Below are 26,024 nucleotides of genomic sequence, written 5' to 3' on the forward strand. Positions count from 1 at the left end.
CCCGTCCGACCAAGGCGCGATACCAGCGCGCCATGCCCAGATACGCGCTGCAAGTCGAATACCAAGGGGAACCGTTTGCCGGATGGCAGCGGCAGAAAGAACTGCCGTCGGTTCAGGGCGCGATCGAACTCGCCCTGTCGCGGATCGAACCCGGAGACCACACCATCGCCGCCGCCGGTCGTACCGACGCGGGGGTTCACGCGCTAGGACAAGTGGCGCATTGCGATCTGGTCAAAGAATGGGACCCGTTCCGCCTGTCCGAGGCGTTGAATTATCACCTCAAGCCGCAGCCCGTTGCCATCGTGCAAGCTACACGGGTGGATGATGACTGGCACGCGCGGTTTTCGGCGCTTGAGCGCCAATATCTGTTCCGCATCCTGATGCGTCGCGCACCTGCAACCCACGACAAGGGGCAGGTCTGGCAGATCAATCATTCTCTGGACGTCGCGGCGATGCAAGCCGGGGCGGATATGCTGATCGGGCGGCATGACTTCACCACCTTCCGGTCCTCCATCTGTCAGGCCGCCAGCCCGGTCAAGACACTGGATGAGTTGCGGGTGGAACAGGTTCAGGGCTTCTCGGGGGCCGAAATCCACTTCCATGTTCGCGCCCGATCGTTCCTGCACAATCAGGTACGTAGCTTTGTTGGCACGTTGGAGCGCGTGGGGGCCGGAGCTTGGACGCCCGAAGACGTTCGCGATGCGCTTGAGGCGGTTGACCGTGCGGCCTGTGGACCGGTTTGCCCGCCGCAAGGGTTGTATCTGGCACGGGTCGGATATCCCGAACCGGTGTTTGGCTAAGTCTACAAGGCCCGCAGTAGCAGCCCGCTTGCAATCACGGCGATGATAAGACCCGCAACCAGTTCGATGGTCGGGGCCAGTACCGATGCAAAGCGCGTAGCCGAGGCTGAGGCCAGCAACCCGCCGCGCAACCCAAAGGATGTCCAACCGACCAAAGTGGTGACGGTTGCGGTGCCTAAAGCCATGGCGAATGCGCCTGCGATGCCGACCATTGCGATACCCATCTGCCATGTCAGGATCAGCACAAACAACGCGCCCGTACAGGGGCGTGCGGCTATACCAGCGATCAGGATCAACGCCTCGCGAAAGCTGCCGACCTGAGCGACCTCATCGGCCGTCGGGCCGTGGCGGTGGCCGCAGTCAGCGCAAACCTCGTGGTCGTGATGATGGTGGTCGTGATCATGCGCATGGTGATGGTGGTCGTGCGCTTGAGAGGCTTGGTTTTTGTGACGCCGCGCAAAACTGCGGATGGCGCGGAAAACCAGCCACAGGCCTATAGCGGCAATTGCGCCGTAGCTGATCGGTGCCATGACCTGTTCGGTCGTGCCTACAAGCGACTCGCGTGACATCTGGAATACCAATACCCCGGCATAAACCAGCACAACCGCCGTCACTGCTTGCCCTAGGCTCGATAGGACACTGATTGCAGAAAGTCGCCAAAACGCAACGCGACGGCCAAGCCCATATCCTCCGATCAGAACCTTGCCATGGCCCGGTCCGATGGCATGAAAAAACCCATATGCAAAACAGACCGTCAGTAGCGTTGCCACAGCTTCGGGCTGCTCGGCGCGTGCTGCGCGCAGGGCGCGGGCGATCTGGTTCTGGAATTCGCGCTGCTCTCCGGCAGCCCAAGCGGCCAGATGGTCAAAAACACCGCTGCCCCAGAACCACAGCAGCACCGCGCAGGCGATGGCAACGGGAACGATCAGGTATTTGGACATGAAAGCCGAATCTCGGTTGCGAATTTCTCACCGACCAGAGGGATATCGTTTTCTTCAAGGTCATACTCGGCATCCAGCGTCAGCAAAAAAGCCTGCATCTGGGCCAGTTCGTTGTCGATATCCGGATCGCTCCGTTCAATCTCACAGGTCGTGGGGCCCGAAACCAGAACCGGGCGGGTCACTTCGTATGCGGTATAAAAGCTCTCATCAAAGGCTTTGATCGACAGCGCATCCGCCGGAACAGGGTCTCCTTCGATCGCGCGCAGATGTGTGGTCACGATGCGGGCATCCTCGGTCGTGGCCTGCGGCTCAAGCGGCCCAGAGAGCGGGATCACATTTTCGCCCATGCGGATGACCAGATCGCCATTGTAACCTTCGACCCACTGCGCGTCGAAGCCACTTAGAAACTGCTCTTCAGCCTCGGTCAGCACGCCATCTGCATCCTGATCCAGTCGCATGTCTTCGAGAACCAGCAATGAATAGAACTCATCATAGGCCCAGGTCACACGCACATGGGTCAGGTTGCCTGCGTCATCGACCATGAACTCTAGCCCCGTGTCGATAAAGACATGGGGATGAGCCAGAGCCGGTGTCGGCAGAAGGCAGGTCAAGGAGAAGGCAAGCCAGCGCATGTTGCAAAGATAGAATGCGCAGCGGGAATCGGCAATCCGACTAAACACTAGGCTGCAGAATCCCGCCATTTACTCCGGCGGGAACAAGACCAATGTCTGCAAAGCCGTCCCAACTGGCCCCTGTGTATCAAAAAGAACTGACTGCGACATACCGATCCCCGAGGGTTGCCAGTGCGAGATCGAGTCAGAGGCCAGCCAGTCCGAGACAGGCTCGCGGTGGACTTGCACAGTCAGGTCGGTATTCATGAAACCCATCTCAGATGTGGGCGCGTTCCACGATATGCCATTGCCGCAATCTGCAAGCGGGCAGAGCGCTTGGATCGGCGATGGGTCCTCTCCTTCCAGCAAGGCAGGTGTGCGCATCCAGACGGTTTTCGGACCCGCCCCTTGGTTGCCATCAGCGGGATAGCCGATCTGGGAGTGATGGGCAAAACCGGGCAACTGATGGCGCATCTCACCGATCGGGAACGGGCCATCGACCATATCTTCGACCCTGGGCGCGGGCAGTTTGACATTAGGCACGGCCCCAAGGTCTTTGCGCACCATATGCATGGTTGTGGCGGTGGCGCAAAGCGTGTCGTCCAGATCATGTACGGTGACCCGTGTGGTCGCCAGCGTCTTGGTATGGCGTGTCGTCTCTGCCGCGACTCGCAAACCAGCCAGAGGCAATGGACGCAGCAGATCGACGGTCAACCGAGTCAACATCTTCTCAGGGCCGACTTCGGTTTCTGCCGCCCGCACGATCAATCCGCTGACTGGCCCAGCATGGCAATGATCGGCCGACCAAGGCCCGCGCGCGGGGTCATTTCCGACAAACACACCCTGCGCATTTTGGTGGAAATACGCCTGCCCCAACACATCCGATGTCATTGTGGTTCTGTCGCCTCAGACTTTTTCCTGCGTGTATTTCTTCAACTCGACGCGAGCGACCTGACGGCGATGCACTGCGTCCGGCCCATCCGCCAGACGCAGGGTGCGCACATGGGTCCATGCATTTGCCAAGGGCGTATCCTGACTGATCCCCTGTGCGCCGAACATTTGCACGGCCTCATCGATCACCTTCAGCGCGACCTTGGGGGCAACGACCTTGATCTGGCTGATCCATGGGGCCGCCGCCCGTGCATCGCCCTGATCCATGTACCAGGCGGCCTTGAGGCACAGCAAACGGGCCATTTCGATCTCCATCCGACATTCGGCGATGATGTCGTAGTTTGCCCCCAGCTGCGCCAGTTTCTTCCCAAACGCCTGGCGCTGTAGTGAACGCTTGCACATCTGCTCCAGCGCAGACTCGGCCTGACCAATCGCGCGCATGCAATGGTGAATACGGCCCGGCCCCAAGCGCCCCTGCGCGATCTCGAACCCGCGCCCTTCGCCCAGTAGAATGTTTTCGGCCGGGACCCGAACTTCTGTGAAACGGATGTGCATGTGACCATGGGGCGCATCGTCGTGGCCATAGACCTCCATCGGGCGCAATACCTCAATACCCGGCGCGTCTGCTGGGACCACGATCATCGACTGGCGCTGGTGCTTTGGCAGATCGTCCCCGCCGGTTTTGACCATCACGATATAGACCTTGCAACGCGGATCGCCCGCCCCAGACGACCACCATTTCTCGCCGTTCAGAACATATTCGGCCCCGTCCCTCACGCAGGACATCGAAATGTTGGTGGCATCCGATGAGGCCACATCGGGTTCGGTCATCAGATAAGCCGAGCGAATCTGCCCGTCGAGCAAAGGCTTCAGCCACTGCTCTTTCATCGCGCCTGACCCGTAGCGTTCAAACACCTCCATATTCCCTGTATCGGGCGCGGAGCAGTTGAAAACTTCGGCCCCCAAGGGCGTCTTGCCCATCTCCTCGGCGAAATAGGCGTATTCAACTGTACTGAGGCCAAAACCTTTGTCGCTGTCTGTCAGCCAGAAGTTCCAAAGCCCCGCCGCCTTGGCCTTGGCTTTCAGCCCCTCGAGAATCTCGGCCTGTCGCTCGGTATATTTCCAACGATCGCCTTTATTGATTTCTGCCTGATACTCATCTTCAAGCGGCATGACCTCGTCGTGAATCATATCTCTCACCCGCTGTAACAGGGCGCGGTTTTCCTCACGCAATCCGAAAGTCATGGTCATGTCTATTCCTTCCCTGTGGCGCAATGCGGGTCTTTGGCTTTGGTCCGAGGATGGCTTAGTGGCCATGAGCGTGTCCAGCTAAGTGACGGTACGTCATTCACGCAAATTGAGCCCGGTCCAGCATCAATGCGATGCCCAGCAGGGGGCCTGCGGTAAAATTAGCTGGAGCAAATCACAAGGGTGCAGCTGTGCTAGTTCGGGTGCTGGCCAAGGCAACGGCCTTTAAGGTGTCAGGATCCAGTTCCCATCAGCGGTCTTGCAGCGGCGCGTTCTGATATCGCGGGCCTGTGCAGCACCTTCAGGCTGCACAAAGTGCTGAAGTATCACACAATTGCCCTGAACGCTTTGCACGCGGATTGTCCCCTTCGAGCCGGTGTCCTGATTGAGCCAAGCCCTCTCCTGCCCCACGGATGGAGTGCCCGTCGACAGCAACGCGTTTGAGGTGTCGTTCAACACCTCAAAGTCAGCGGGGCTCAACCCCATTTCCGCGATGATTCGGGAAAGTGGTTTAGCCTGTGCTATTCCACCCACCCCCAGAAAAAGTGCAGCAACCAGCGCTGTGTAAACAAAGGCTTTCATCAAAGGGCCTCGCCGATTTGAATGACTTTCACGTCCATAGATATACCTCTATGCGTGTGCGGCCAAGCCCCACTTGGCCACCTTCAAATTATCCCGAACAAACCTTTCGCAAGGCGGGCGCTAGGTCCGCCCGTGAGATCGCCTCATATTGTGCCCAGACGAAGCAGAGGCATTTGATGACACATCCTAAATATTATGCACCGATAGGCGGACATCCGGGGCAAGAGCAACTGTTGACCGACCGTGCCATGTTCACCGATGCCTATGCGGTAATCCCCAAGGGCACGATGCGCGACATCGTCACCAGCTTTCTGCCTTTCTGGGAGAATACACGTCTTTGGGTCTTATCCCGGCCTTTGAGTGGTTTTGCCGAGACATTCTCGCAATACATAATGGAGGTGCAGCCCGGCGGTGGCAGCGATACGCCTGAAACCGACCCAAATGCGCAAGGGGTGATCTTCGTGGTCGAGGGCAGCGTTGCGCTGACCCTGAACGAAGCGGATCATGTTCTTGAGATCGGTGGATATGCCTATATCCCCCCGGGCAGCGACTGGACGCTGCACAACCATGGCGATTCAGTTGCCCGGTTCCATTGGGTGCGCAAGGCTTATGATGCAGTGCCCGGCCTGCCCGCCCCTGACCCGATCATCACCAATGAACGCGACGTGGTACCCAACGAAATGCCTGGCACCGAAGGCCGCTGGTCTACCACCCGCTTCACCGATCCGCAGGACCTGCGTCACGATATGCATGTCAACATCGTCAATTTCGAACCCGGTGGCGTGATTCCCTTTGCCGAAACCCATGTGATGGAACACGGCCTTTATGTGCTTGAAGGCAAGGCTGTTTACCGGCTCAATCAGGATTGGGTCGAGGTCGAGGCCGGTGACTACATGTGGCTGCGCGCTTTCTGCCCACAGGCCTGTTACGCAGGCGGACCGGGACGGTTTCGCTATCTGTTGTACAAGGATGTGAATAGGCACATGCCGTTGTCTGTACCGTCTAGGTAGCTGACGATCGGGGCTTTACCGGGTCAAGTTCAGGTAAAGGGGTTCACAGAATCGCTGGAATCTGATGAAATCAAATGAGTTTTCAGCACTGGAGATTGTTCGATGTTACTGCGCGGTACGATGATTGCACTGGTTGCCACCCTTGGCCTTTCGGCGTTCAACGCCGCCCCGGTCGCAGCCAAGGAAGAAACCAAATCCGTTTTCGTCATGAGCCGCACATGGGCGGTGACGCAGGTCTCGGACGCGCCTGTGGTTTATCGGGCGACGCGGGATAATAACAATCTGAACCCCTTTGGCCCGCCGCCACGTCTTCGCACCATCCAGGCAATGGCCGCGATACAGAAGGCGACTGGCTGCAAGGCGATCTATTCCAGCATGTATCAGAACATTTCGGGCCAGTTCTTTTCGCAGGTCAGCTGCAACTGAAATTGGTACAATACTTTGATTGAGATCGCCTGATCTGCCTGCCATAGCTTGCGCATGAAACTCGCGATCAACGGATTCGGCCGTATCGGCCGCACCATTCTGCGTCAGGTCTTAAGCCTGCCGCAGCATTCGGATGTAGAACTAGTGCTGATCAACGATATCGCACCGCTGGAAACATGCGCATACCTGTTCAAATATGACAGCACGTTTGGCCCCTATCAGGGTTCGGTCACGACCGAAGGTGAAGCACTGAATATCGATGGCCGCGTTATTCTGATGTCTCACAGCGCCGATTTGGCACAGGTCGATCTGTCCGGCGTCGATGTCATGCTCGATTGCACCGGCATCGCGCGAACATCCGACGTGGCCAGCCGGGGCTTGACTGCTGGGGCGGATAAAGTGTTGATTTCCGGCCCTTCACCCGCTGCCGAAGTCACACTGGTGCTGGGGGCAAACGAAGATCAATTGGGCAGCGCACGGATCGTTTCAAATGCATCCTGCACCACCAATGGTCTGGCACCGCTCGTCAAGCTGATTGATGAAATCGGCGGGCTTGTGTCCGGGCACATGACCACCATCCACTGCTATACAAACAGCCAGCCGATGGTCGATGCGCCACGCGGGGATCTAGCCCGATCGCGCGCCGGGGCATTGTCGATGGTGCCCACGACCTCGAGCGCGACGCATTTGATTGATATCGTCTTGCCAGACCAGGCCGGTCGTGTGTCGGGGGCCGCGGTGCGTGTTCCGACGGCCAGCGTATCTGCCATTGATCTTGTCGCCACGCTCGAACGTGGCATGAGCCCAGATCAATTCGAACAAGCGTTTCGCGACGCGGTCGCAGCTTCTGCCGTGCTGGGATGGACCGATCTGCCCTTGGTGTCATCTGATTTGCGGTCGCGCCCTGAGTCACTGGTGGTGGCGGGGCCCGAGACGCGCATGATTGGAGAGAGGCAGATCAGGGTTTTTGGCTGGTACGACAATGAATGGGGGTTTTCAGCCCGTATGCTGGATGTCGCGCGCCTGATGGCAAACGCCGGGTAATCCGCAGCGCTGAAGCACGCTGCGGATTACTTCAAGACTTCAATCGTGAGGTAGGCTACCCGCCCCGTGACCGGCCATACCCCCTGAAACCTCTTCAGTCGATTCTTCGGCCAATTCTTCTGGCAGGACCAAATTCAGTACAATGGCGATCAGCGCTGCGGGCAGCAGGCCGCTGGTCATCAGGATACGAAGTGTATCAGGTAGGTGCTGAACCGCGCCGGGTTCCAGCTGCAACCCAAGACCGATCGACAGCGAAATCGCAAAGATCACCATGTTGCGACGGTTCCAATCCACGTCTGACAGCATCGAGATACCTGCCGCGACCACCATGCCGAACATGACGATCACACCACCGCCCAGCACTTCGATAGGCACGGTGCGGATAATTGCCCCGACTTTTGGAACAAGGCCACACAGGATCAGGAAGATAGCTCCACAGGTCACGACATGGCGGCTCATGACGCCCGTCATCGCAATCAAACCGACATTCTGGCTGAAGGACGTATTGGGAAACCCGCCAAACATACCGGCAATCGCTGTTCCGAAACCATCTGCATAAGTCGCGCCCGCGATTTCCTTGTCGGTTGCTTCGCGACCTGCACCACCTTTGGTGATTCCCGATACGTCACCGACGGTCTCGATGGCCGAGACGAAAGACATGAGACAAAAGCCGATCACGGCGGCCAGAGAGAACTCAAACCCATATTTAAACGGCACGGGCAGAGCAAAGGCAGAGGCACGTGACCAACTTGTGCCAATGGCCTCGAACGTCACCATCCCGACCATCAGGGCATAGACGTAGCCGATGGCCAAACCAACCAGTACGGCAGACACCGACAGCATACCGCGTGCAAAGAACTTGAGGCCAAGCGTCACAACAACCACAACCAAAGCTGCCGACCAGTTAAGCAGCGATCCGTATTCCGGGGTGCCAATCGCAGGCACACCACCAGCGGCGTATTGAATACCGACCTTGACCAGCGCCAAACCGATCATTGTTACGACAAGTCCGGTGACTAGCGGCGGAAGCGCAAACCGTATCTTGCCTATGAAGAGGCCAAGAAAGGCATGAAACAAGCCGCCAACCAGGACACCGCAAAACAGCGCCCCTAAGGCATCCACGCCTTTTCCGGCGACCAGAGGGATCATGATGGGCAAAAACGCAAAGCTCGTTCCCTGTACAATCGGCAGAGCCGCTCCAACCGGGCCAATCGTGATAGTCTGCAGCAGTGTCGCCAGCCCTGCAAACAGCATCGACATCTGGATCAGGTACAGCAGTTCGGGAAAATCCGGGGAGTTCGACCCAAATCCAAACCCGGCAGCACCCGCCACGATGATGGCCGGTGTCACGTTCGAGACGAACATCGCCAATACGTGCTGAATGCCTAGCGGTATCGCCTTGTGCAAGACAGGTGTGAAGTTCGGGTCCCGAAGCTGTTCGGGCGTCCCTATCGAAGTTTCTGCCATGATCTCATTGTCCTCCCTAAGATCCAATGGGGTTCTTACCGCTTCTCCGGCGGCTTCGGTTCTGGTTTCAGCGGTTGACCACCTCGTACGGTGTGCTGAACCAGTATTCCTCCAAGTTCGGGCCTTCCCCGATCCGATCAACGACTGCGAACAGACCGGGTCCATGCAAGGGTGTCAGAACTCCGTGCCATGTTCCCCGGTGATAGTTCACCGCCTGTCCTGGCTGTGTAATGAACGCGCGAGGACGACCCGGTTGCCCCTCCTCATCCGGGGCGACGATCACGAGAAAGGGCTGGTGAGTCATCGGAATGAACGCCTGGCTGCCGTCGGGATGACGCTCAACCATCGCTAGCTGATAAGGCAGTTCGCGTGGGTTTGCATTGAACAGGCTGATGCCCGCGTGGGCATCACCGAAATCCAGCCTTGCCCGATCATGATACCGCCCGCACTGGCCCTGGTTGATGATCTTGTCGGCCTCACCTGACACATCAATCAGATCACCAAACGGTGCGAAAGCTTCGGCCGAGATCGGTTCAGCGACAATCCGTGTCATGAGGGCAGCACATCGCGAAGACGGAACTCGGCAATCCGCTCGACCTGTCGGCAGGCCTCGGCGAACTCGGTTTCGCGATCCTGTTCGATGCGCCGTTCGAATGCGTTTAGGATCGACGCTTTGTTGTGGTCCCGTACGGCAATGATGAACGGAAAGCCGAATTTTTCCGTATAGCACTGGTTCAGTTCGGTGAAACTGGCGCGTTCCTCGTCCGTCAGCGCATCCAGCCCTGCCGAGGCTTGCTCGGACGTGCTTTCCTGTGTCAGCCGCTTAGCCTGCGCCAGTTTGCCTGCCAGATCAGGGTGGGCCGTCAAAACGCCCAACCGTTCCTCGGTTGAGGCGGACCGGAACATGCGGGTCAAAGCATTGTGTAATCCGCCTGCCGTGTCATGCGCCGCGCCCAATTCCAGATCAAAGGCGCGCTCGGCGATCCAAGCGGAATGCTCGAAGATACCTCCATACGCAGAGACGAATTCTTCGCGGCCCATTTGCGAGGGTTGTGGACGCTCAGCCGCCGGGTGCTTTTCGGCCCAATGCTCGGCAATCTGCAATCGCGTCGCGAACCACACGTCCGAGAACCCGCGCGCGTAATCCAGAAACCGTTTCAGCGCCATGACGCGTCCCGGTCGCCCGATCAGGCGACAGTGCAAACCGATCGACAGCATCTTGGGTGCACCAGCCTCACCTTCCGCATAAAGCGCATCGAAACTGTCTTTCAGATATGAATAGAACTGATCCCCGGCGTTGAACCCCTGTGGCGTCGCAAAGCGCATGTCGTTGCAATCCAGCGTGTAGGGAACAATCAACTGATCCCGACCACCGGTTTGCATCCAGTAGGGTAGATCGTCTGCATAGGTATCGGCAACATAAGCAAAGCCACCTTCCTCGGCGACCAGACGCACGGTGTTGTCCGAACAGCGCCCAGTGTACCAGCCGCGCGGGCGATCCCCTACAACTTCGGCATGCAGACGGATCGCTTCAGCGATCTGGGCCCGTTCTTCCGCCTCGGGCATATCCTTGTGCTCGACCCATTTCAGGCCATGGCTGGCAATCTCCCACCCTGCCGATTTCATCGCCGCAACCTGATCTGGCGAACGCGCTAACGCGGTAGCCACACCATAAACGGTGATCGGTAGGTCTTTCATCAAGCGATGCAGGCGCCAGAACCCCGACCGCGAGCCGTATTCATAGATCGATTCCATGTTCCAATGACGCTGGCCCGGCCACTGCGCCGCCCCAACGATCTCGGACAAGAACGCCTCGGACGCAGCGTCCCCGTGCAGGACACAGTTCTCGCCGCCTTCTTCGTAGTTCAACACAATCTGCACAGCCAGTTTTGCACCGTCGGGCCATGCGGCGTCAGGTGGGTTGGCTCCGTATCCGATCATATCGCGGGGGTAACGAGGCGGCTGCATAGGGTCTTCCAGTCCGATTAGGTGTTTTGACAGCTTTACCGCAGAAACGGTCTATTGATTATCAAATCAATCCGAACACTGTTTCCACTTCTTTCGGCATTTCAACCATTTTGCGGTTTGGCCCAGACTGTGGCACACCAAAAGAAACACATAGGAGAGACCCTTGGCTGGCTATCTGACAACCCACGTTCTCGACACGGCGCGCGGCTGCCCCGCTGAGGGGTTGAAAATCGCGCTCTACAAAGTGTCAGGGAACTCGCACCGTAAACTGGTCGAGATGGAAACCAACGCGGATGGCCGAACCAATAGCCCGATCTTACCGCAGGACGACTTTAAAACCGGCACTTATGAGCTGATATTCTTCGCCGGAGATTACCTGCGCGCGACAGGTCAGGATGGCGATGATCCTCTGTTTCTGGATCAGGTGCCGATCCGCTTTGGCATGTCCGATGCGGACGCGCACTACCACGTTCCGCTGCTGTTGTCCCCCTACGGCTACTCGACCTACCGGGGCAGCTAGCCCTAGATTTCGGCGCTTCGAACCACTTTGCCGATCCGGTCAATCATGAAATCCATAAACAGCCGCGCTTTCGGGTCCTGATGGCGGCGATGCGTATACAGGCAGGCCATTTGCACGGGAACCGGAGGCGTCTTCATCGCCACCGGGATCAGCCTCCCCGCCTTCAAGTGCTCTGACACCTCAAAAACGGGTTTCATGGCAATACCCTGCCCGGACAGCGCCCAATCGGTCAAAACATCACCATCGTCACATTCATACCTGCCCGAGACAGCAAATCGTTTCGGGCCATCGGGAGTTTCCAGCATCCACTGAAACTCTGCCGCGCCGGGGAAGCGCAGGTTCAAGCATTCATGCTTGCCTGAAATCAGATCGGATCCAGCTTCTGGCATCCCACATCGGCTCACGTAATCAGGGGCTGCACATAGCACACGCTGGCAATCCGCAATCTTGCGAATGCGCAATGTGCTGTCTTCGGGCTGACCGATGAAAAAAGCCAGATCCAAGCCTTCGGTGGTCAGATCAACCGAGCGGTCTGTCAGTCTTAGACGCACATCAATTTCAGGGTATTCTGACAGAAAATCAGGTACATGAGGCGCCAATAACCGGCGCCCGACACCTAAAGGCGCGGCAACAAACAGAGACCCGCGGGGGGCTTCGGTCAGATGCGTGACCTGGGCTTCTGCCTCATCAACTGCATCCAGAACCGCAACCGCGCCGGGGTAGAACGCCCGTCCCTGTTCCGTTGGTGTCAGGTTCCGGGTTGTGCGCTGAAACAGGCGTACTCCCAGATGATCCTCCAACTGCGAAATTCGCGCCGACGTCACCGCAGGTGAAATTCTCATATCCCGCCCGGCGGCTGACATGCTGCCCAAGTCATAGACCCGGACAAAGGTTCGAATGTTGTCGAGATAGGACATCTTATCGTTTTTTTTGATACAGTTTGACAATATACGGGAATACCGAAGAAAAGCCCGTTTGCCTAGTGTGGCGCAACGCAATCGGAGACATAAGCATGTACGACTTCGCCGTTTTCTGGGATTGGATTGGTTTTGGCGTGCGCTGGTTGCACGTTATCACCGCGATTGCCTGGATCGGATCATCCTTCTACTTCATCGCGCTGGATCTTGGTTTGAACCGCGATATCCCCGGACCGGCGGACGGCGAGGAATGGCAAGTCCATGGCGGAGGATTCTATCACATCCAGAAATATCTCGTCGCTCCGGAGCGTATGCCCGACCACCTGACCTGGTTTAAATGGGAAAGCTATGCCACATGGCTCAGCGGTGCCGCGCTACTGATGATCGTCTACTGGGTAGGCGGAGAGCTCTATCTGATCGATGCCCAAAAGGCGGATCTGGCGCTATGGCAAGGCATATTGATCTCGGCTGCCTCGCTGACTGTCGGTTGGCTGGTCTACGATTTTCTTTGCAAGTCGGGATTGGGCGAGCGTCCGACATTGCTGATGGTTCTTCTGTTCGTGCTGCTGGTGATTATGGGCTGGGGATATAACCAGATATTCACCGGTCGCGCGATGATGCTGCATCTGGGGGCTTTCACGGCCACAATCATGACCGCAAATGTGTTCTTCATCATCATGCCAAACCAGCGCATTGTGGTGGACGACCTAAAGAACGGGCGCACACCTGATCCGAAATACGGCAAGATCGCCAAGCTGCGTTCGACCCACAACAACTATCTGACATTGCCGGTCGTGTTTCTGATGTTGTCGAACCACTATCCGCTGGCTTTTGCGACCGAGTACAATTGGATCATCGCCGCGCTGGTCTTCCTGATGGGTGTCACAATCCGGCACTATTTCAACACCCGCCACGCGCGCGCTGGAAACCCAACCTGGACTTGGCTGGTAACGGCTTTGCTGTTCATGACCATCATGTGGTTGTCGACCGCTTCGATGAACGACCCGTTGGAAGAGGCCGAAGCACGGCAACTAACGCCCTACGAACAGAAATTCGCATCAGCGGATGGCTTTCAAGAAGCACAGGACATAGTTCTGGGTCGCTGTTCTATGTGCCACGCGCGCGAGCCTGTCTGGGAAGGCATCCTGTGGGCACCCAAAGGTGTCCTGCTGGAAACCGAAGCCGACATTGCACAGAACGCGCAACAGATTTATCTGCAATCCGGCGTCACACATGCCATGCCTCCCGCGAACGTGACCTATATGGAACCTGAAGACCGGGATGCGATTGTTCGCTGGTTCCGAAATGCCGGTCTGTAGCGGATTGGCACACGAGTTTGCCAATAAAAACACCTGAACTTTGTTTAGTTCTTCCCCTAAGCGCCGTCAGATGCTCTAAATGAATTCAACACGCCGCATTCGTTTTGTTTCGCGGCCATAGCGATTTCGACTTGGGGCAGTTGGAGCCAGACAATGACAGGGAGCAGACCGCGCAGCGATCTGAGAGGCTGGCTTTTTGGTGCGTTTGTGGCCTTGTCCCCCAATCTTGCTACCGCGCTAGAAACGACCCTATCCGCCCCTGGTGCATCTGAAGATCTGGTCGACCGCTTGGAAGAGACTTCATCCATCTTCACCTCGGAATCGCGTGGTCTTGATACGTCACTGGAAATACTGTCGGCAGCTTTGTCCGACTACCGCACCATCGTTCAAATCATGTACGACGAAGGCTATTTCAGCCCCGTCGTCAGCATCAAGCTTGACGGGCAGGAAGCCGCCAAAATCAATTCGCTGAACGTTCCAGCCCAATTCAAACGGGCGACTATCCTTGTCACACCAGGGCGGAAGTTCAAGTTCGGAACGGCTGTCGTGCAACCGCTGGCACTGGGCACGGAACTGCCCGAAGAGTTCGCCACGGGCAAGACTGCGACCACCGGAGCGATCCAACAGGCGGCTTCGGCCGGGGTGCAGGGCTGGCGCGATACAGGCCATGCCAAGGCGGAAGTGGAAGATCAGAAAGTAATAGCGCGCCATGCGCAGGCACGGCTGGACGCGACAATTGATCTGGCTCCGGGGCCAAGGTTGCGGTTCGGCAAAATGATCATTCAGGGCGATACAAATGTCCGCCATCGGTCGATCGAGAAAGTCGCAGGCTTCCCGTCGGGTGAGGTTTATTCGCCTGAACAGGTCCAAAAGGTTGGCACCCGCCTGCGGCGTACCGGCACATTCGCTACGGTTTCGCTCAAGGAACATGAAGAACCCAACCCGGATGGCACGCTTGATTTCGACGCGACGTTTGAAGACCTGCCACCGCGCCGCCTGACCTTTGGGGCCGAGATTGCCTCGCGCGACGGGGTTGATCTTACCGCTACGTGGACCCATCGAAACGTTTTCCGGCGAGCCGAAAGGCTGCGGTTCGAGGCGGCAATCCGCAATATCGGCGGTGCCGAGGATATCGATGGACGCATTGGTCTGCGGCTGGATCAACCTGATCGTCTGGGCCCTGACGACAATACATTCTGGAGCGCCCTGCTGGAACGGCGCAATACCGAAAACTATAACGTCACCGTCGCCTCGCTTGCCTATGGTGCACGCCGCACATTCTCTGACCGCCTCTACGCCGAAGCCTCGGCAGGTTTCCAATGGTCGGACGCGGATGACGCCTATGGCGATGGGCGCAAGTTTCGATACTTCATTCTTCCGTTCCGGTCAGAGTGGGATGAACGCGACAGCAAAGTCAGTGCTACGCGCGGTTATTATCTAGACTCGCAAGTCATGCCCTTTGTCGGGTTCTCCGGGTCGGATACCGGCCTGAGAATGTTCTTTGACGGTCGCGCCTATAACGATCTGGGCACCGCCGGTCGGCTGGTGTTGGCAGGCCGGGTGCAGTTGGGATCGGTCCTCGGACCTCCGGCAGATGGTGTGACTCCAGATTTCCTGTTCTTCTCGGGTGGTGCCGGTACAGTACGGGGTCAGCCATTTGAAAGCCTAGGTATCCCCGTCGGGGATGGTGTCGCCGGTGGCAAATCCTTTCTGGGGCTCTCAGCCGAGGTCCGAGGCAAAGTCACTGACGCAATCTCGTTGGTTGGGTTTTATGACTACGGTGTGGTCGACACGTCCTCATTCATCGGCGGCGGCGCGGAAGAGCATTCTGGCGCGGGCCTTGGAATCCGTTATGATCTGGGCGGCTTCGGGCCCTTGCGCTTTGACCTTGCGGTGCCGGTTCAGGGCGATACGGGTGACGGGCTGCAATTCTACCTCGGGATCGGGCAAGCCTTTTGATGCGTCGCGTTGTATATCCCCTGTTGCTAAGTTCAGCAGCGATCACCGTTCCCATCGCGGCGACCGCTCAGGACGAGGGCGGCAGCATGATCGAGCAGTTTCTGCAAGATACCCTGTCTGGTGATGATCAGAATGTGCGGGTGATCGGCCTTGAAGGAGCTCTGAGTTCGCGTGCGACGATTCAAGAAATCACAGTCGCCGATGACGACGGCGTCTGGCTCACCATTAAAAACGCTGAATTGGACTGGAACCGATTGGCACTGCTGCGCGGTCGGTTCTCGGTCAACACACTATCGGCGCAGGAAATCGATATCGCCCGCGCACCCGGTACAACAACTAAGGACGCACCGCCCCCTTCAGCCGAAACCCAACCCTTCCAACTACCTGAGCTTCCGGTTTCGATCGAAATCGGAGAGCTGCGTGTCGATGACCTGTATTTAGGTGAGCCGCTGATCGGCGTCGCTGCCGAGCTTGCCGTGAACGGCAACCTATCGCTGGCTGATGGAACACTGGATACTACGCTGGATATCGACCGACTGGACCGCGCCGGGGACACGATTGATCTGAAAGCAGGCTTTCAGAACGACAGCCGCCAGATCGATCTGGACTTGACCGTAGCCGAAGCCTCAGGCGGGCTGATCGCGACGGCCCTATCCATCCCCGATGCCCCGCCGCTTGAGCTGACTGCAAAAGGCTCGGGGCCGATAACGGATTTTAATGCTGATATCGGTCTAAGCAGCGATCAGCAGCTTCGCGTGTCCGGTCAGGTACGACTGCGCACGGCCGAAGAGAGTGGCAACGCCTCCGATGGAATCGCGTTTACTGCCGATGTCGGAGGCGACCTGACGCCGTTTCTGGCCGAAGAGATGGACACGTTCTTCGGTACCGACACACGGCTGTTTGTAGATGGGCGCACCCATTCTGACGGGGCGCTGGATATATCGGATATCGAGATTACCTCGGAAGCGCTGGACCTCAAAAGCGAACTCAGCCTTGCTTCGGGTGGTGTTCTGAAACTGGTCGCCCTGCAAGGTCGTATCACACCGCCGGAAGGTGACAAGGTCGTTCTGCCCGTCAGCGGCGGCGAAACGTCAATCGGCGCGGCTCAGATTTCGGCCTTGTACAATACCGAGAATGGCAATCTCTGGGACCTGAGCCTGACGACCAACAAGATTGAAACCCCCAACCTGAACCTCGATCATGCACGGATCAGCGGGCAAGGCACGCTAGATCAATCCAGCGGGCTGTCGGTCGATGGCGATCTGCAGGCTGTGCTCGATGGCATTGATCTGACAGATGTCGCACTGAATGCCGCCGTCGGAAATCAGATCACACTGGATGGACAGTTCGAGTACGGCAGCGACCAGACATTGCAATTGTCCGGGGTCGAACTGGTCGGCAGCGACTATACTCTAGACGCTGATGCGTTGATCAGCGGGCTTGCGACCGGGTTGCAGGTTGATGGCACGGCACTGCTGCAGGCGACCGACCTGTCGCGGTTCTCGGACCTGGCACAGCTTCAGCTTGGTGGCGAGGCTTCGGTCCAGGCGGCTGGAAAGGGCTCGCCACTGGAACGCAGCTTTGACGGCAAGGTCACGGTGAATGGGCGTGATCTGGTGACCGGGCGTGACGATATTGATCCAATGATCACGGGTGAAACCGAAATCGTTCTGGATGCCAAACGCGACACCGATGGGGTAACAATTCGCGAATTCACCGTGAATGGCGACGCTCTGACAGCGCAGGCCAGCGGCACGGTCACGACGCCAAATGGCAATCTGACAATTGACGGTCAGGCCAGCGTGAACGCCCCCGATCTGGCGGTGTTCTCAGGCATCGCACAGCGTGATCTGGCGGGCGCATTACAGGCCCGGCTGGATGGCAAAGGCACCGTACAGACGTTGGAATTCGACGGCCAAGCCAGCGTGATCGGAACAAATATCGAAACCGGGATGAGCGAGTTCGACCCGCTGTTGAAAGGCCGGACGTCAATCAATCTGGACGGTGCGCATTTGGGCAACCAAATCGTTATTCGAAACGCCACGGTCAAAAGTGCTGCTATTACTGCTGAGGTAGGCGCAACCATCGATGACCCCACCGGAAACATCGCGGTGGATGGAAGCGCCAAGCTGAACGCCCCCGACCTGTCTTTGTTCTCCGGCCTCGCCGGGCTTGATCTGGCCGGGTCGATTGATGCCGACGTCACCGGTCGGGCCGCGCAAAGCAGCAAGGCCTTTGATATCAAAGGCAACCTGAGCGCAGACGACCTTGCCACGGGTATCCAAGCCGTAGATGCGTTGGTACAGGGACGAACCACGCTGAACGTGGATGCCGCCAACGATGATCAGGGGCTGAACATCCGCACTTTCAGTCTGAACGGAACCGCGCTGACCGCAGATGCATCGGGCCGATTGGATCGGGAGGCCGGTGGCCTCGATTTCTCGGCCATGCTGGACGACATCGGCCGTCTATCTTCGACATTGTCCGGGCCGCTCACGCTGGATGGCAACGTCGCCCCTACAGGGTCCGGTTTGGAAGGCAATGCGCGCCTGCAGGGACCAGATAGCTCGTACGCCAATTTAACCGGAACTGTAGAAACCGGTGGCACCGCGGATCTAAATTTTGACGCCCGCCTGAATCGGGTCGAACGTTTTGTGCCCGATTTCCCCGGAACCGTCGCCGCCAGTGGTACCGCCCGCCGCGAAGATGGGATGTGGACCATCGACGCAAAGGCTAATGGCCCGGCCGATATCAATTCAACGGTTGCCGGGACCTTTAACGAAACCAGCGGCGAAGCGGACCTGAAGATGCAGGGCGGTGTCAACATCGGTATCGCCAATGCATTTATCTCTCCCAACAATCTGGCCGGTACTGCCCGGTTCGACCTGGCCCTGAAAGGGGCACCTGCGCTGGATGCGCTTAGCGGAACGATTTCAACATCCGGCGCGTCGATGGCCTTGCCCGATGTGGGACAGACAATCACTGGCATCGGGGGTTCCGTAAACATCGCGCAAAGCCGCGCCACGATTGCACTGCAGGGTGGGTTACGAGCGGGCGGAGGGTTTACCGTCAACGGCCCGATTGATCTGACGCCACCCTTCAACGCCCAGATAACCACAGCGCTCAACAATCTCGTGCTGACAGACAAGCTGCTCTATGAGACCACATTGAACGGTCAGATCGCCCTGACCGGGGCATTGGCCGGTAACAGTTCGCTGGCCGGGCAGATCAACTTTGGCGAAACCAACATCAATCTTGCAGCCGCCGCAGGAGCAGTCGGCGCAGCACCAATTCCGACGATCCAACACCTGAACGAAAGCCGTGCCGGTTTCGTAACGCGGGAACGCGCCAATCTGGTGGAAACCGAGGATGAGACTAAAAGCAACTCGCGCATGACGCTCGACATCGGATTGCTTGCACCCAAGGCAGTTTTTGTCCGAGGACGCGGCGTGAACGCGGAACTGGGCGGTCGCATACAAATTGGTGGAACTACAACTTCTGTTGTGCCGTCAGGCCAGATTGAGCTTATCCGCGGTAATATCGATATCCTTGGTCGCCGCCTTGCGCTGACTAAAGGTGTGGTCACCCTGCAGGGTGACCTGACGCCATATATCGAGTTTGAATCGTCCTCCAGCACCTCGGACGGCACCGCAACGATCGAGATCGCCGGGCCGCTGGACTCACCCGAGGTCGACGTATTCTCCGATCCAGAGCGCCCGACCGAGGAAGCGCTGGCCATGTTGTTATTCGGCAACCGCTTCTCGGAGCTGTCGCCTTTTGTGATCGCCCAGATGGCGGCCTCACTTGCCCAACTCAGCGGCGCGGGCGGGGATACTACCAAAGGGGTGCGCGAGGCCACGGGCCTGGACACTATCGACCTAGGCGCAACTGAGGGCGGCGGGGGCAGCCTTGGTGCGGGCGCATATCTAAGCGACAATCTCTACACCGATTTCACCGTCAATACCGAAGGTGACACCGAGGTGAACTTGAACCTCGACGTCACCGACAGCTTCACGGTTCGCGGCACGGTGGATGGCCGGGGCGAGACGGGTTTGGGTATCTTTTTCGAACGCGACTACTGAAAAAACAGGCGACCCCAAAGGGCCGCCTTTTTTTCAGTTGATTGAAGACTATTCCGCCGCGACGGCGTCTGCGATCTTTTCGACGCGAATTGCCGAGAACTTGAACTCGGGGATCTTGCCATAAGGATCGATGGCCGAGTTGGTCAGGATATTCGCCGCCGCCTCGACATAGGCGAACGGGATGAACACCATATCTTCGGCAATCGCCCGGTCGGCCCGCACCATGATTTCAATCGAACCGCGGCGAGTAGTCAGACGGATCATATCGCCCGGCTCAATTCCCATCAGTTTCAATGTACGCGGGTTCATCGAGCAGTTCGCTTCAGGTTCCACGGCATCCAGAACGTTGGACCGGCGGGTCATCGACCCGGTATGCCAATGCTCCAGCTGGCGCCCAGTGGTGGCGATCATCGGGTATTCATCATCCGGGGCCTCATCCGGTGGGATGACACTGGCTGGCGTGAACCGGGCGCGACCATCCGCACGTGGGAAACCATCGCCGAACACAATCGCCTGACCTGGGTCTGTCTCGGACAGTGACGGGTAAGTGATCGTCTCCGTCTCAAGCCGTTCCCACGTAATGTTGTCGAGCGAATTCATCGTCAGCTTCATCTCAGCAAAGACCTGAGAAACATCGGAATAATCCCAGTTCAAACCGATCCGCTGCGCCAGCTCAACGGTGATCTTCCAATCCTCGCGCGCCTCACCCGGAGGGGTCACGGCGGGCCGCACACGCTGTACCTGACGGTTGGTGTTCGACACGGTGCCGTTCTTCTCATAGAGCGCTGAGGCGGGCAGAATGATGTCGGCATAGTTCGCCGTTTCGGTCAGGAAGATATCCTGCACGATCATCAGTTCCAGCTTGGCCAGTGCGTCGCGCGCGTGATTCACATCGGGGTCGGACATGGCAGGGTTTTCCCCCTGGATGTACATACCCTTGATGTTGCCCGCATAAGCCTGATCGATGATCTCGGTGACGGTCAGCCCCTTCTCGTTCGAGAAGTCGCGGTCGTCATTCCAGACGTTAGTGAACTTGGCCCGAATGCCGTCGTCGGTAACGGACTGATAGTCCGGCAGGAACATCGGGATCAGGCCCGCGTCTGAGGCACCTTGTACGTTGTTCTGCCCGCGCAGAGGGTGAAGACCTGCACCGGGTTTACCAACATTGCCGGTCATCAGAGCCAACGAGATCAAGCAGCGCGAGTTGTCGGTGCCATGGATGTGCTGGCTGACACCCATACCCCAGAAAATCAGACCGGCCTTGGCTTGCGCAAAGGTGCGCGCCACTCGGCGCAGTTGATCCGGTTCGATGCCACAGATCGGCGACATAGCCTCAGGCGTGAACTGGCGAAGGTGTTCTTTTTCGGCTTCCCAGTTTTCGGTCCAGCGGTGGATGTACTGGCTGTCATAGAGCTCTTCTTCCACGATCACGTTCATGATCGCGTTCAGCATCGAAACATCCGCACCGGGACGGAATTGAAGCATCTCATCAGCAAACTTACGCATCCCAACGCCGCGCGGGTCCATAACTATCAGCTTGCCACCACGTTTGGTGAACTGCTTGAAGTAGGTCGCAGCGACAGGGTGGTTTTCAATCGGGTTGGCCCCGATGATGATCGCCACATCCGCGTTTTCGATCTCGTTGAAGGTCGCGGTCACAGCACCCGAGCCCACATTCTCAATCAGGGCCGCAACAGATGACGCGTGGCACAGACGGGTGCAGTGGTCGACGTTGTTGTGGCGGAAGCCCTGACGGATGAACTTCTGGAACAGATAGGCTTCTTCGTTGGTGCACTTGGCCGAGCCGAAGCCTGCAACGCTGCGTGGGTCTTTGTCGCGCAAGTCTATCAGCTTGGTCGCGGCCAAATCCATCGCCTCTTCCCACGTTGCTTCACGGAAATGGGTATCCAGGTTGCCGGGATCGACGTTCAATCCCTTGGCTGGAGCATCCTCGCGACGGATCAGCGGCTTGGTCAGGCGATGCGGATGGTGAATGTAGTCAAAGCCAAAGCGGCCTTTGACGCACAGACGACCTTCGTTTGCAGGGCCGTTGATGCCCTCGACATACTTCACCTTGCCGTCTTTGACCTTGAGCGAAACCTTACAGCCCACGCCGCAGAACGGGCAGACGCTTTCCGTTTCCGAGTCGTAGTCCTTGCTGTCGCCTCGCTGCTGGTCATCCAGTACGGTTGCTGGCATCAAAGCACCGGTCGGGCAGGCCTGCACGCATTCACCACAAGCCACACAGGTCGAAGCACCCATCGGGTCGTTCTGGTCGAACACCACCTGCGCTGTGTGGCCACGACCGGCCATACCAATCACGTCGTTGACCTGCACGTCGCGGCAGGCCCGGACGCAGAGGTTGCAGTTGATGCAAGCGTCCAGATTGACGCGCATCGCAACGTGGCTGTCATCCAACAGCGGGATTTTCTCGGCCTCTTTCGCCGGGAAACGGCTGTCGCTGACATGGTTCAGCTTGGCCATATCCCAGAAGTGGCTGGAGGTGTCGTGCGCTTCCTCAGGCTGATCCGCGACCAACAGCTCCATGACCATCGCGCGCGATTTCTCGGCCCGGTCGCTGTCGGTCTTAACCACCATGCCGTCGGCTGCCGGACGGATGCACGAGGCGACCAGCGTGCGCTCGCCTTCTACCTCGACCATGCAGGCACGGCAATTGCCGTCGGGTTTGTAACCGGGTTGCGGCTTGTGACACAGGTGAGGGATAGTGAACCCCTGCCCCTTTGCGGCTTCCCAGATGGTCCAGCCCTCGGGCACGGTGACATCTTCGCCATTCAGGTTGAAGGTGACGGTCTTGTTTGGGCTTGCATCAAGCATGGCTGTCTCCCTCAGATTTCGTCAGCGAAATGTTTCATGACCAGGCGGATCGGGTTCGGGGCCGCCTGCCCCAGACCGCAGATCGAGGCATCGCCCATGACCTGACACAGGTCTTCCAGCAGTTCCTGATCCCATTTGTCGGCTTGCATCAGCTTGACCGCCTTTTCGCAGCCTGCACGGCAGGGCGTGCACTGGCCGCAGCTTTCGTCTTCGAAGAAGCGCAGCATGTTCAGTGCCGCATCGCGGGCGGTGTCCTGATCGGACAGAACCACAACCGCAGCGGACCCGATGAAGGTGCCATGCGGTTGCAACGTGTCGAAATCCAGCGGGATGTCATCCATCGATGCAGGCAACAGACCCGAGGATGGACCACCCGGCTGATAAGCCTTGAAGGTCTGGCCCCCGGCCATGCCTCCGGCAGCCTCGATCACGTCCAGAATGGTCGAGCCAGCGGGCAGAAGGTAAACGCCCGGCTTTGCGACACGACCCGAGACCGAATAGCTACGCAAACCCTTGCGACCGTTCATTTCGGTGCTGTTAAGGCATTCAGGCCCTTCACGGCAAACTTTGGTCACCCAATAGAGCGTCTCGACATTGTGCACCAAGGTCGGGCGGTTAAAGACCCCAACCTGCGCCACGAACGGAGGGCGGTGACGCGGCAAGCCTTTCTTACCTTCGATCGACTCGATCATCGCGGATTCTTCGCCGCAGATGTAAGCGCCAGCACCACGGCGCAGGTCGATATAGCCTTCTTCGACGATCCCGGCTTGTTCGAGCGCGGTAATCTCACGACGCAGGATTTCCAGAACTGCCGGGTATTCGTCGCGCATATAGATAAAGCAGGTCTCTGCCTCGACGGCCCAAGCGGCGATCAGCATCCCTTCGAGGAAGACATGCGGCGTGCGCTCAAGATAGTAGCGGTCCTTGAATGTCCCGGGCTCGCCCTCATCGCCGTTGACAGCCAGATAACGCGGGCCTTCATTCATGCGAACAAAGCCCCATTTCTTGCCCGACGGGAAGCCAGCGCCGCCCAGACCACGCAGGCCCGAGGACAGTACGTCTTCCTGCACCTTCTCCCAATCGCCGCCCTCGCGCAGCTCTTTCAGTTTGGCGTAGCCACCTTCGGCCTCATAGGCCGCGAAGGTTTCGTAGTCGGGCAGGTGCGCATGGGTGTCATCGGCAACAATAGCGGCCCGCACTTTTTCGGGGGTCGCGTGGTCGATGTGGTTGTGACCGATCTCCAGCACTGGAGCGGTGTCGCAGCGTCCCATGCAGGGCGCACGGACAACGCGGACCTGCGAGGCATCCAAACCGTCTTCCAGCGCTTTTTGCAGCTGCTGGGCACCTGCCATTTCGCAGGACAGCGAATCGCACACACGGATCGTCAACGCCGGAGGAGGCGTTTCACCCTCTTTCACTACATCGAAATGGGCATAGAAGGTTGCGGTTTCGTAAATCTCAGCCTGCCCGATCCGCATCTCAACGGCCAGAGCGGCGATGTGGTCGGCGCTGATATGGCCGTGTGCGTCCTGAATCAAATGCAGAAATTCAATCAGCAGGTCGCGACGTCGCGGGCGGTCACCCAACAGTCGTGCAATTTCCGCTTGTGCCTCGTCCGAGAATTGACGGCCTTTGGGCGTGTGCCGCCCCTTGCCTTTACCTGACTTCCAGACGCCCTTTGGCGCGCCTGATGGCTTGGTGTCTAATGGTGCCATGATGCCCTCCGATTGAGGCCCCGTGTCTCATCAGATTAGCATATCGTCAAATCGCATATTTCAATCGCACGATAACGACAGTTTATCACCGCAAAGACGCCATCACTGTGCGTAAGGCCGCGACCGTGGGCAATTCCGGGTCGCGAGTGAGCGTGGCCAGACAAATCGGCTTGCTCACCACGGGTTCGATCAGGGACAGAACCCTTGTGTCCTTCAGGTCGCCCAGCGCCCGCACCAGCACGCGTGGAATCACGGTGGCCGCTAGCCCCTCGCGTGCCATGACCATCGAGGCAGTGAATCCGCTGGTCTCGGCCACAATATCCGGGTGCAAGCCCTGTTCGGCGAATATCCGATCCAGAATCCGCCGGTTCTGCATCTGTGGTTCCAGCAGGCTCAGGGGAAACTCGGCCACGCGGGCCCATGGGATCGGGCCTGTCTCATCGGTCATATGCGAGGGGACCAATAGGACATAGGTTTCTTCGTACAAGCGCTGCACTTGCCGTAGATCGGTACCGATACTGTCGCCATAAGTGATGCCAGCATCCAGACTTCCTTCGTCCAACCGGTGCTGAATGGCTGTTGCAGACATTGTTTCAATCCGGGTCACGATACGTGGATGCGCATCGCGCAACCGCTTCGTAAGACGCCCGGTGAAGGCAATCGCGGTAGGGATTACACCCAAAATAAGCGTGCCGGTGATCTCACCCTTTGCAGCGAGCACCTGTTGTTCCAAAGCCTTGGTGTCGTCGAGAATGCGCCGCGCGCGCTGGACAATCATCTCGCCCTCTTCGGTCAGCCCCTGAAATCTGTTTGCGCGGCGAACGATGGAGACACCCAGCCGATCCTCCAGGTTTCGGATTCGCATCGAGAACGCAGGCTGTGAAATCCCGCATTCCTCGGCTGCCTTGGCGAAATGACGATGCCGCGCCAATGCGCTGAGCAATTGCAGGTCGCGGATTTCGATCATCTAGAGCTGTCTCAAGTATCAGGTCAAAATCCAAACTAACCACATTTCTGCACGAGAGAAATGTGTGAGATGCGAGCATCGTCAATTTGTTGGCTGCCAAAGGATCGGCGCTTCAGATACATGCAATACTCGGGTGGTTGAGCCTGCCGAACTGCTGTTCCAGCCCAAATGAAACTAACAGGATCGCATCTTGCCACCTGAGCGGTTTTGACACTTCGCCATAACGCGCGATATGCCGGTTCAACAACAACATAGAACCGAATTATTCCATGAACCTTACGAGAAACCAAATTGAGGACTTCTTGTTGCGTGAATGCGTCGATTTTGATCCTCTCGATTCCAAAGAAGGTGGTGAGGTTGTTCAATGCTGGCATCAGACATTCGCCGGGAACGTAAAGAAATCAACCGGTTCCTGGATTCACAATCGCTTTCGCTGGCATGGTTTCAGTTACGGGTTTCAAATCGCGCGGGCGGGCGATGACGCTTTAAATGCCTATAAGAATCAGTGGCCTGCCGCGTATGTTATCTTTGATGAAGATATCAAATGGTCGTATCGCTGCGTCTCAGAAACATATCCAGATTTCACATCTTTTGGCGCGGATATCTACGTAGCCCACCACAACATGAAGTGGACAATGGCATTCACGCACGAGCAACCCGATATCGGCCCGTTCTTCGCAGAAAATCCGAGGTTATAAGCTGAGCAGTGACTGCTTTGGTGG

Annotated in this window: 21 protein-coding genes; 9 read left to right on the plus strand and 12 right to left on the minus strand. The window is 57.9% G+C overall.

The window, feature by feature from the left end:
- Window positions 1-32: 32 nt before the first annotated feature.
- The gene (gene truA / locus ACRZ9U_RS09810; protein WP_170404443.1) at window positions 33-800 is read left to right on the plus strand and encodes a tRNA pseudouridine(38-40) synthase TruA; all 768 of its coding nucleotides are present in this window, start codon (window positions 33-35) and stop codon (window positions 798-800) included.
- A gap of 2 nt (window positions 801-802) precedes the next feature.
- On the opposite strand, the gene ACRZ9U_RS09815 is transcribed toward truA, so the two are convergent.
- The 5 genes from ACRZ9U_RS09815 to ACRZ9U_RS09835 form a co-directional block, all read right to left on the minus strand.
- Window positions 803-1,741, minus strand: coding sequence for a HoxN/HupN/NixA family nickel/cobalt transporter (locus ACRZ9U_RS09815; protein ID WP_170404446.1), 939 nt, complete (start codon window positions 1,739-1,741; stop codon window positions 803-805).
- Entirely contained in the window at window positions 1,726-2,373 is a 648-nt protein-coding gene (locus ACRZ9U_RS09820) for a DUF1007 family protein (protein ID WP_480901664.1), read from the minus strand. Before ACRZ9U_RS09820 ends, ACRZ9U_RS09815 begins: the two co-directional genes overlap by 16 nt.
- Window positions 2,374-2,442: 69 nt before the next feature.
- Window positions 2,443-3,243 carry a thioesterase family protein gene (locus ACRZ9U_RS09825; RefSeq protein WP_170404452.1) on the minus strand — a complete coding sequence of 267 codons (801 nt, stop codon included), beginning with the start codon at window positions 3,241-3,243 and terminating at the stop codon, window positions 2,443-2,445.
- Window positions 3,244-3,258: 15 nt separating this feature from the next.
- Window positions 3,259-4,494, minus strand: a complete 1,236-nt coding sequence (locus ACRZ9U_RS09830; RefSeq protein ID WP_170404455.1) for an acyl-CoA dehydrogenase family protein — start codon at window positions 4,492-4,494, stop codon at window positions 3,259-3,261.
- Window positions 4,495-4,716: 222 nt separating this feature from the next.
- Window positions 4,717-5,073, minus strand: a complete 357-nt coding sequence (locus tag ACRZ9U_RS09835) for a hypothetical protein (protein ID WP_170404458.1) — start codon at window positions 5,071-5,073, stop codon at window positions 4,717-4,719.
- 176 nt (window positions 5,074-5,249) lie between these two features.
- On the opposite strand from ACRZ9U_RS09835, the gene ACRZ9U_RS09840 reads away from it, so the two are divergent.
- The 3 genes from ACRZ9U_RS09840 (at window position 5,250) to ACRZ9U_RS09850 (ending at window position 7,553) form a co-directional block, all read left to right on the plus strand.
- Window positions 5,250-6,083, plus strand: coding sequence for a bifunctional allantoicase/(S)-ureidoglycine aminohydrolase (locus tag ACRZ9U_RS09840; RefSeq protein WP_170404460.1), 834 nt, complete (start codon window positions 5,250-5,252; stop codon window positions 6,081-6,083).
- Between the two features lie 102 nt (window positions 6,084-6,185).
- Complete coding sequence (locus ACRZ9U_RS09845; protein ID WP_170397457.1) at window positions 6,186-6,509, plus strand: hypothetical protein; 324 nt, start codon at window positions 6,186-6,188, stop codon at window positions 6,507-6,509.
- Window positions 6,510-6,563: 54 nt separating this feature from the next.
- Window positions 6,564-7,553: a glyceraldehyde 3-phosphate dehydrogenase NAD-binding domain-containing protein gene (locus ACRZ9U_RS09850; RefSeq protein ID WP_170404464.1), complete on the plus strand. Its 990-nt coding sequence runs from the start codon at window positions 6,564-6,566 to the stop codon at window positions 7,551-7,553.
- 39 nt (window positions 7,554-7,592) lie between these two features.
- Here ACRZ9U_RS09850 and ACRZ9U_RS09855 read toward each other — a convergent pair whose 3' ends face one another.
- The 3 genes from ACRZ9U_RS09855 to puuE all read right to left on the minus strand — a co-directional run bounded on the left by ACRZ9U_RS09855 (window position 7,593) and on the right by puuE (window position 10,988).
- Window positions 7,593-9,020, minus strand: coding sequence for a nucleobase:cation symporter-2 family protein (locus ACRZ9U_RS09855; RefSeq protein ID WP_170404468.1), 1,428 nt, complete (start codon window positions 9,018-9,020; stop codon window positions 7,593-7,595).
- A gap of 67 nt (window positions 9,021-9,087) precedes the next feature.
- The gene (locus tag ACRZ9U_RS09860; RefSeq protein WP_170404471.1) at window positions 9,088-9,573 is read right to left on the minus strand and encodes an ureidoglycolate lyase; all 486 of its coding nucleotides are present in this window, start codon (window positions 9,571-9,573) and stop codon (window positions 9,088-9,090) included.
- Complete coding sequence (gene puuE, locus ACRZ9U_RS09865; protein WP_170404474.1) at window positions 9,570-10,988, minus strand: allantoinase PuuE; 1,419 nt, start codon at window positions 10,986-10,988, stop codon at window positions 9,570-9,572. Before puuE ends, ACRZ9U_RS09860 begins: the two co-directional genes overlap by 4 nt.
- Window positions 10,989-11,151: 163 nt before the next feature.
- Between puuE and uraH the strand changes: the two genes are divergently transcribed.
- The gene (gene uraH / locus ACRZ9U_RS09870; protein ID WP_170404478.1) at window positions 11,152-11,508 is read left to right on the plus strand and encodes a hydroxyisourate hydrolase; all 357 of its coding nucleotides are present in this window, start codon (window positions 11,152-11,154) and stop codon (window positions 11,506-11,508) included.
- A gap of 2 nt (window positions 11,509-11,510) precedes the next feature.
- Here the strand turns inward: uraH and ACRZ9U_RS09875 are convergent, their stop codons facing one another.
- The gene (locus tag ACRZ9U_RS09875; RefSeq protein WP_170397469.1) at window positions 11,511-12,425 is read right to left on the minus strand and encodes a LysR family transcriptional regulator; all 915 of its coding nucleotides are present in this window, start codon (window positions 12,423-12,425) and stop codon (window positions 11,511-11,513) included.
- Window positions 12,426-12,520: 95 nt separating this feature from the next.
- Here ACRZ9U_RS09875 and ACRZ9U_RS09880 point away from each other — a divergent pair, with 95 nt between their 5' ends.
- From ACRZ9U_RS09880 to ACRZ9U_RS09890, 3 genes are all read left to right on the plus strand, one after another.
- Window positions 12,521-13,744: a urate hydroxylase PuuD gene (locus ACRZ9U_RS09880; RefSeq protein WP_170404482.1), complete on the plus strand. Its 1,224-nt coding sequence runs from the start codon at window positions 12,521-12,523 to the stop codon at window positions 13,742-13,744.
- 153 nt (window positions 13,745-13,897) lie between these two features.
- A complete protein-coding gene (locus tag ACRZ9U_RS09885; protein WP_170404485.1) occupies window positions 13,898-15,703 on the plus strand; it encodes a BamA/TamA family outer membrane protein in 1,806 nt (601 codons plus the stop codon).
- Window positions 15,703-19,785 (plus strand): translocation/assembly module TamB domain-containing protein, encoded by a 4,083-nt coding sequence (locus ACRZ9U_RS09890; protein WP_170404489.1) that lies wholly within the window; start codon window positions 15,703-15,705, stop codon window positions 19,783-19,785. Before ACRZ9U_RS09885 ends, ACRZ9U_RS09890 begins: the two co-directional genes overlap by 1 nt.
- 48 nt (window positions 19,786-19,833) lie before the next feature.
- Here ACRZ9U_RS09890 and fdhF read toward each other — a convergent pair whose 3' ends face one another.
- From fdhF to ACRZ9U_RS09905, 3 genes are all read right to left on the minus strand, one after another.
- Window positions 19,834-22,620 (minus strand): formate dehydrogenase subunit alpha, encoded by a 2,787-nt coding sequence (fdhF, locus tag ACRZ9U_RS09895; protein ID WP_170404492.1) that lies wholly within the window; start codon window positions 22,618-22,620, stop codon window positions 19,834-19,836.
- Window positions 22,621-22,631: 11 nt separating this feature from the next.
- Window positions 22,632-24,335 (minus strand): NAD(P)H-dependent oxidoreductase subunit E, encoded by a 1,704-nt coding sequence (locus ACRZ9U_RS09900; protein ID WP_170404495.1) that lies wholly within the window; start codon window positions 24,333-24,335, stop codon window positions 22,632-22,634.
- 85 nt (window positions 24,336-24,420) lie between these two features.
- Window positions 24,421-25,302 (minus strand): LysR family transcriptional regulator, encoded by an 882-nt coding sequence (locus ACRZ9U_RS09905; RefSeq protein ID WP_170404498.1) that lies wholly within the window; start codon window positions 25,300-25,302, stop codon window positions 24,421-24,423.
- A 269-nt stretch (window positions 25,303-25,571) separates the two neighbouring features.
- Between ACRZ9U_RS09905 and ACRZ9U_RS09910 the strand changes: the two genes are divergently transcribed.
- Complete coding sequence (locus tag ACRZ9U_RS09910) at window positions 25,572-26,000, plus strand: DUF4275 family protein (protein WP_170404500.1); 429 nt, start codon at window positions 25,572-25,574, stop codon at window positions 25,998-26,000.
- The last annotated feature ends 24 nt before the right edge of the window (window positions 26,001-26,024 follow it).

The sequence above is a fragment of the Ruegeria sp. D7 genome, assembly GCF_056534355.1.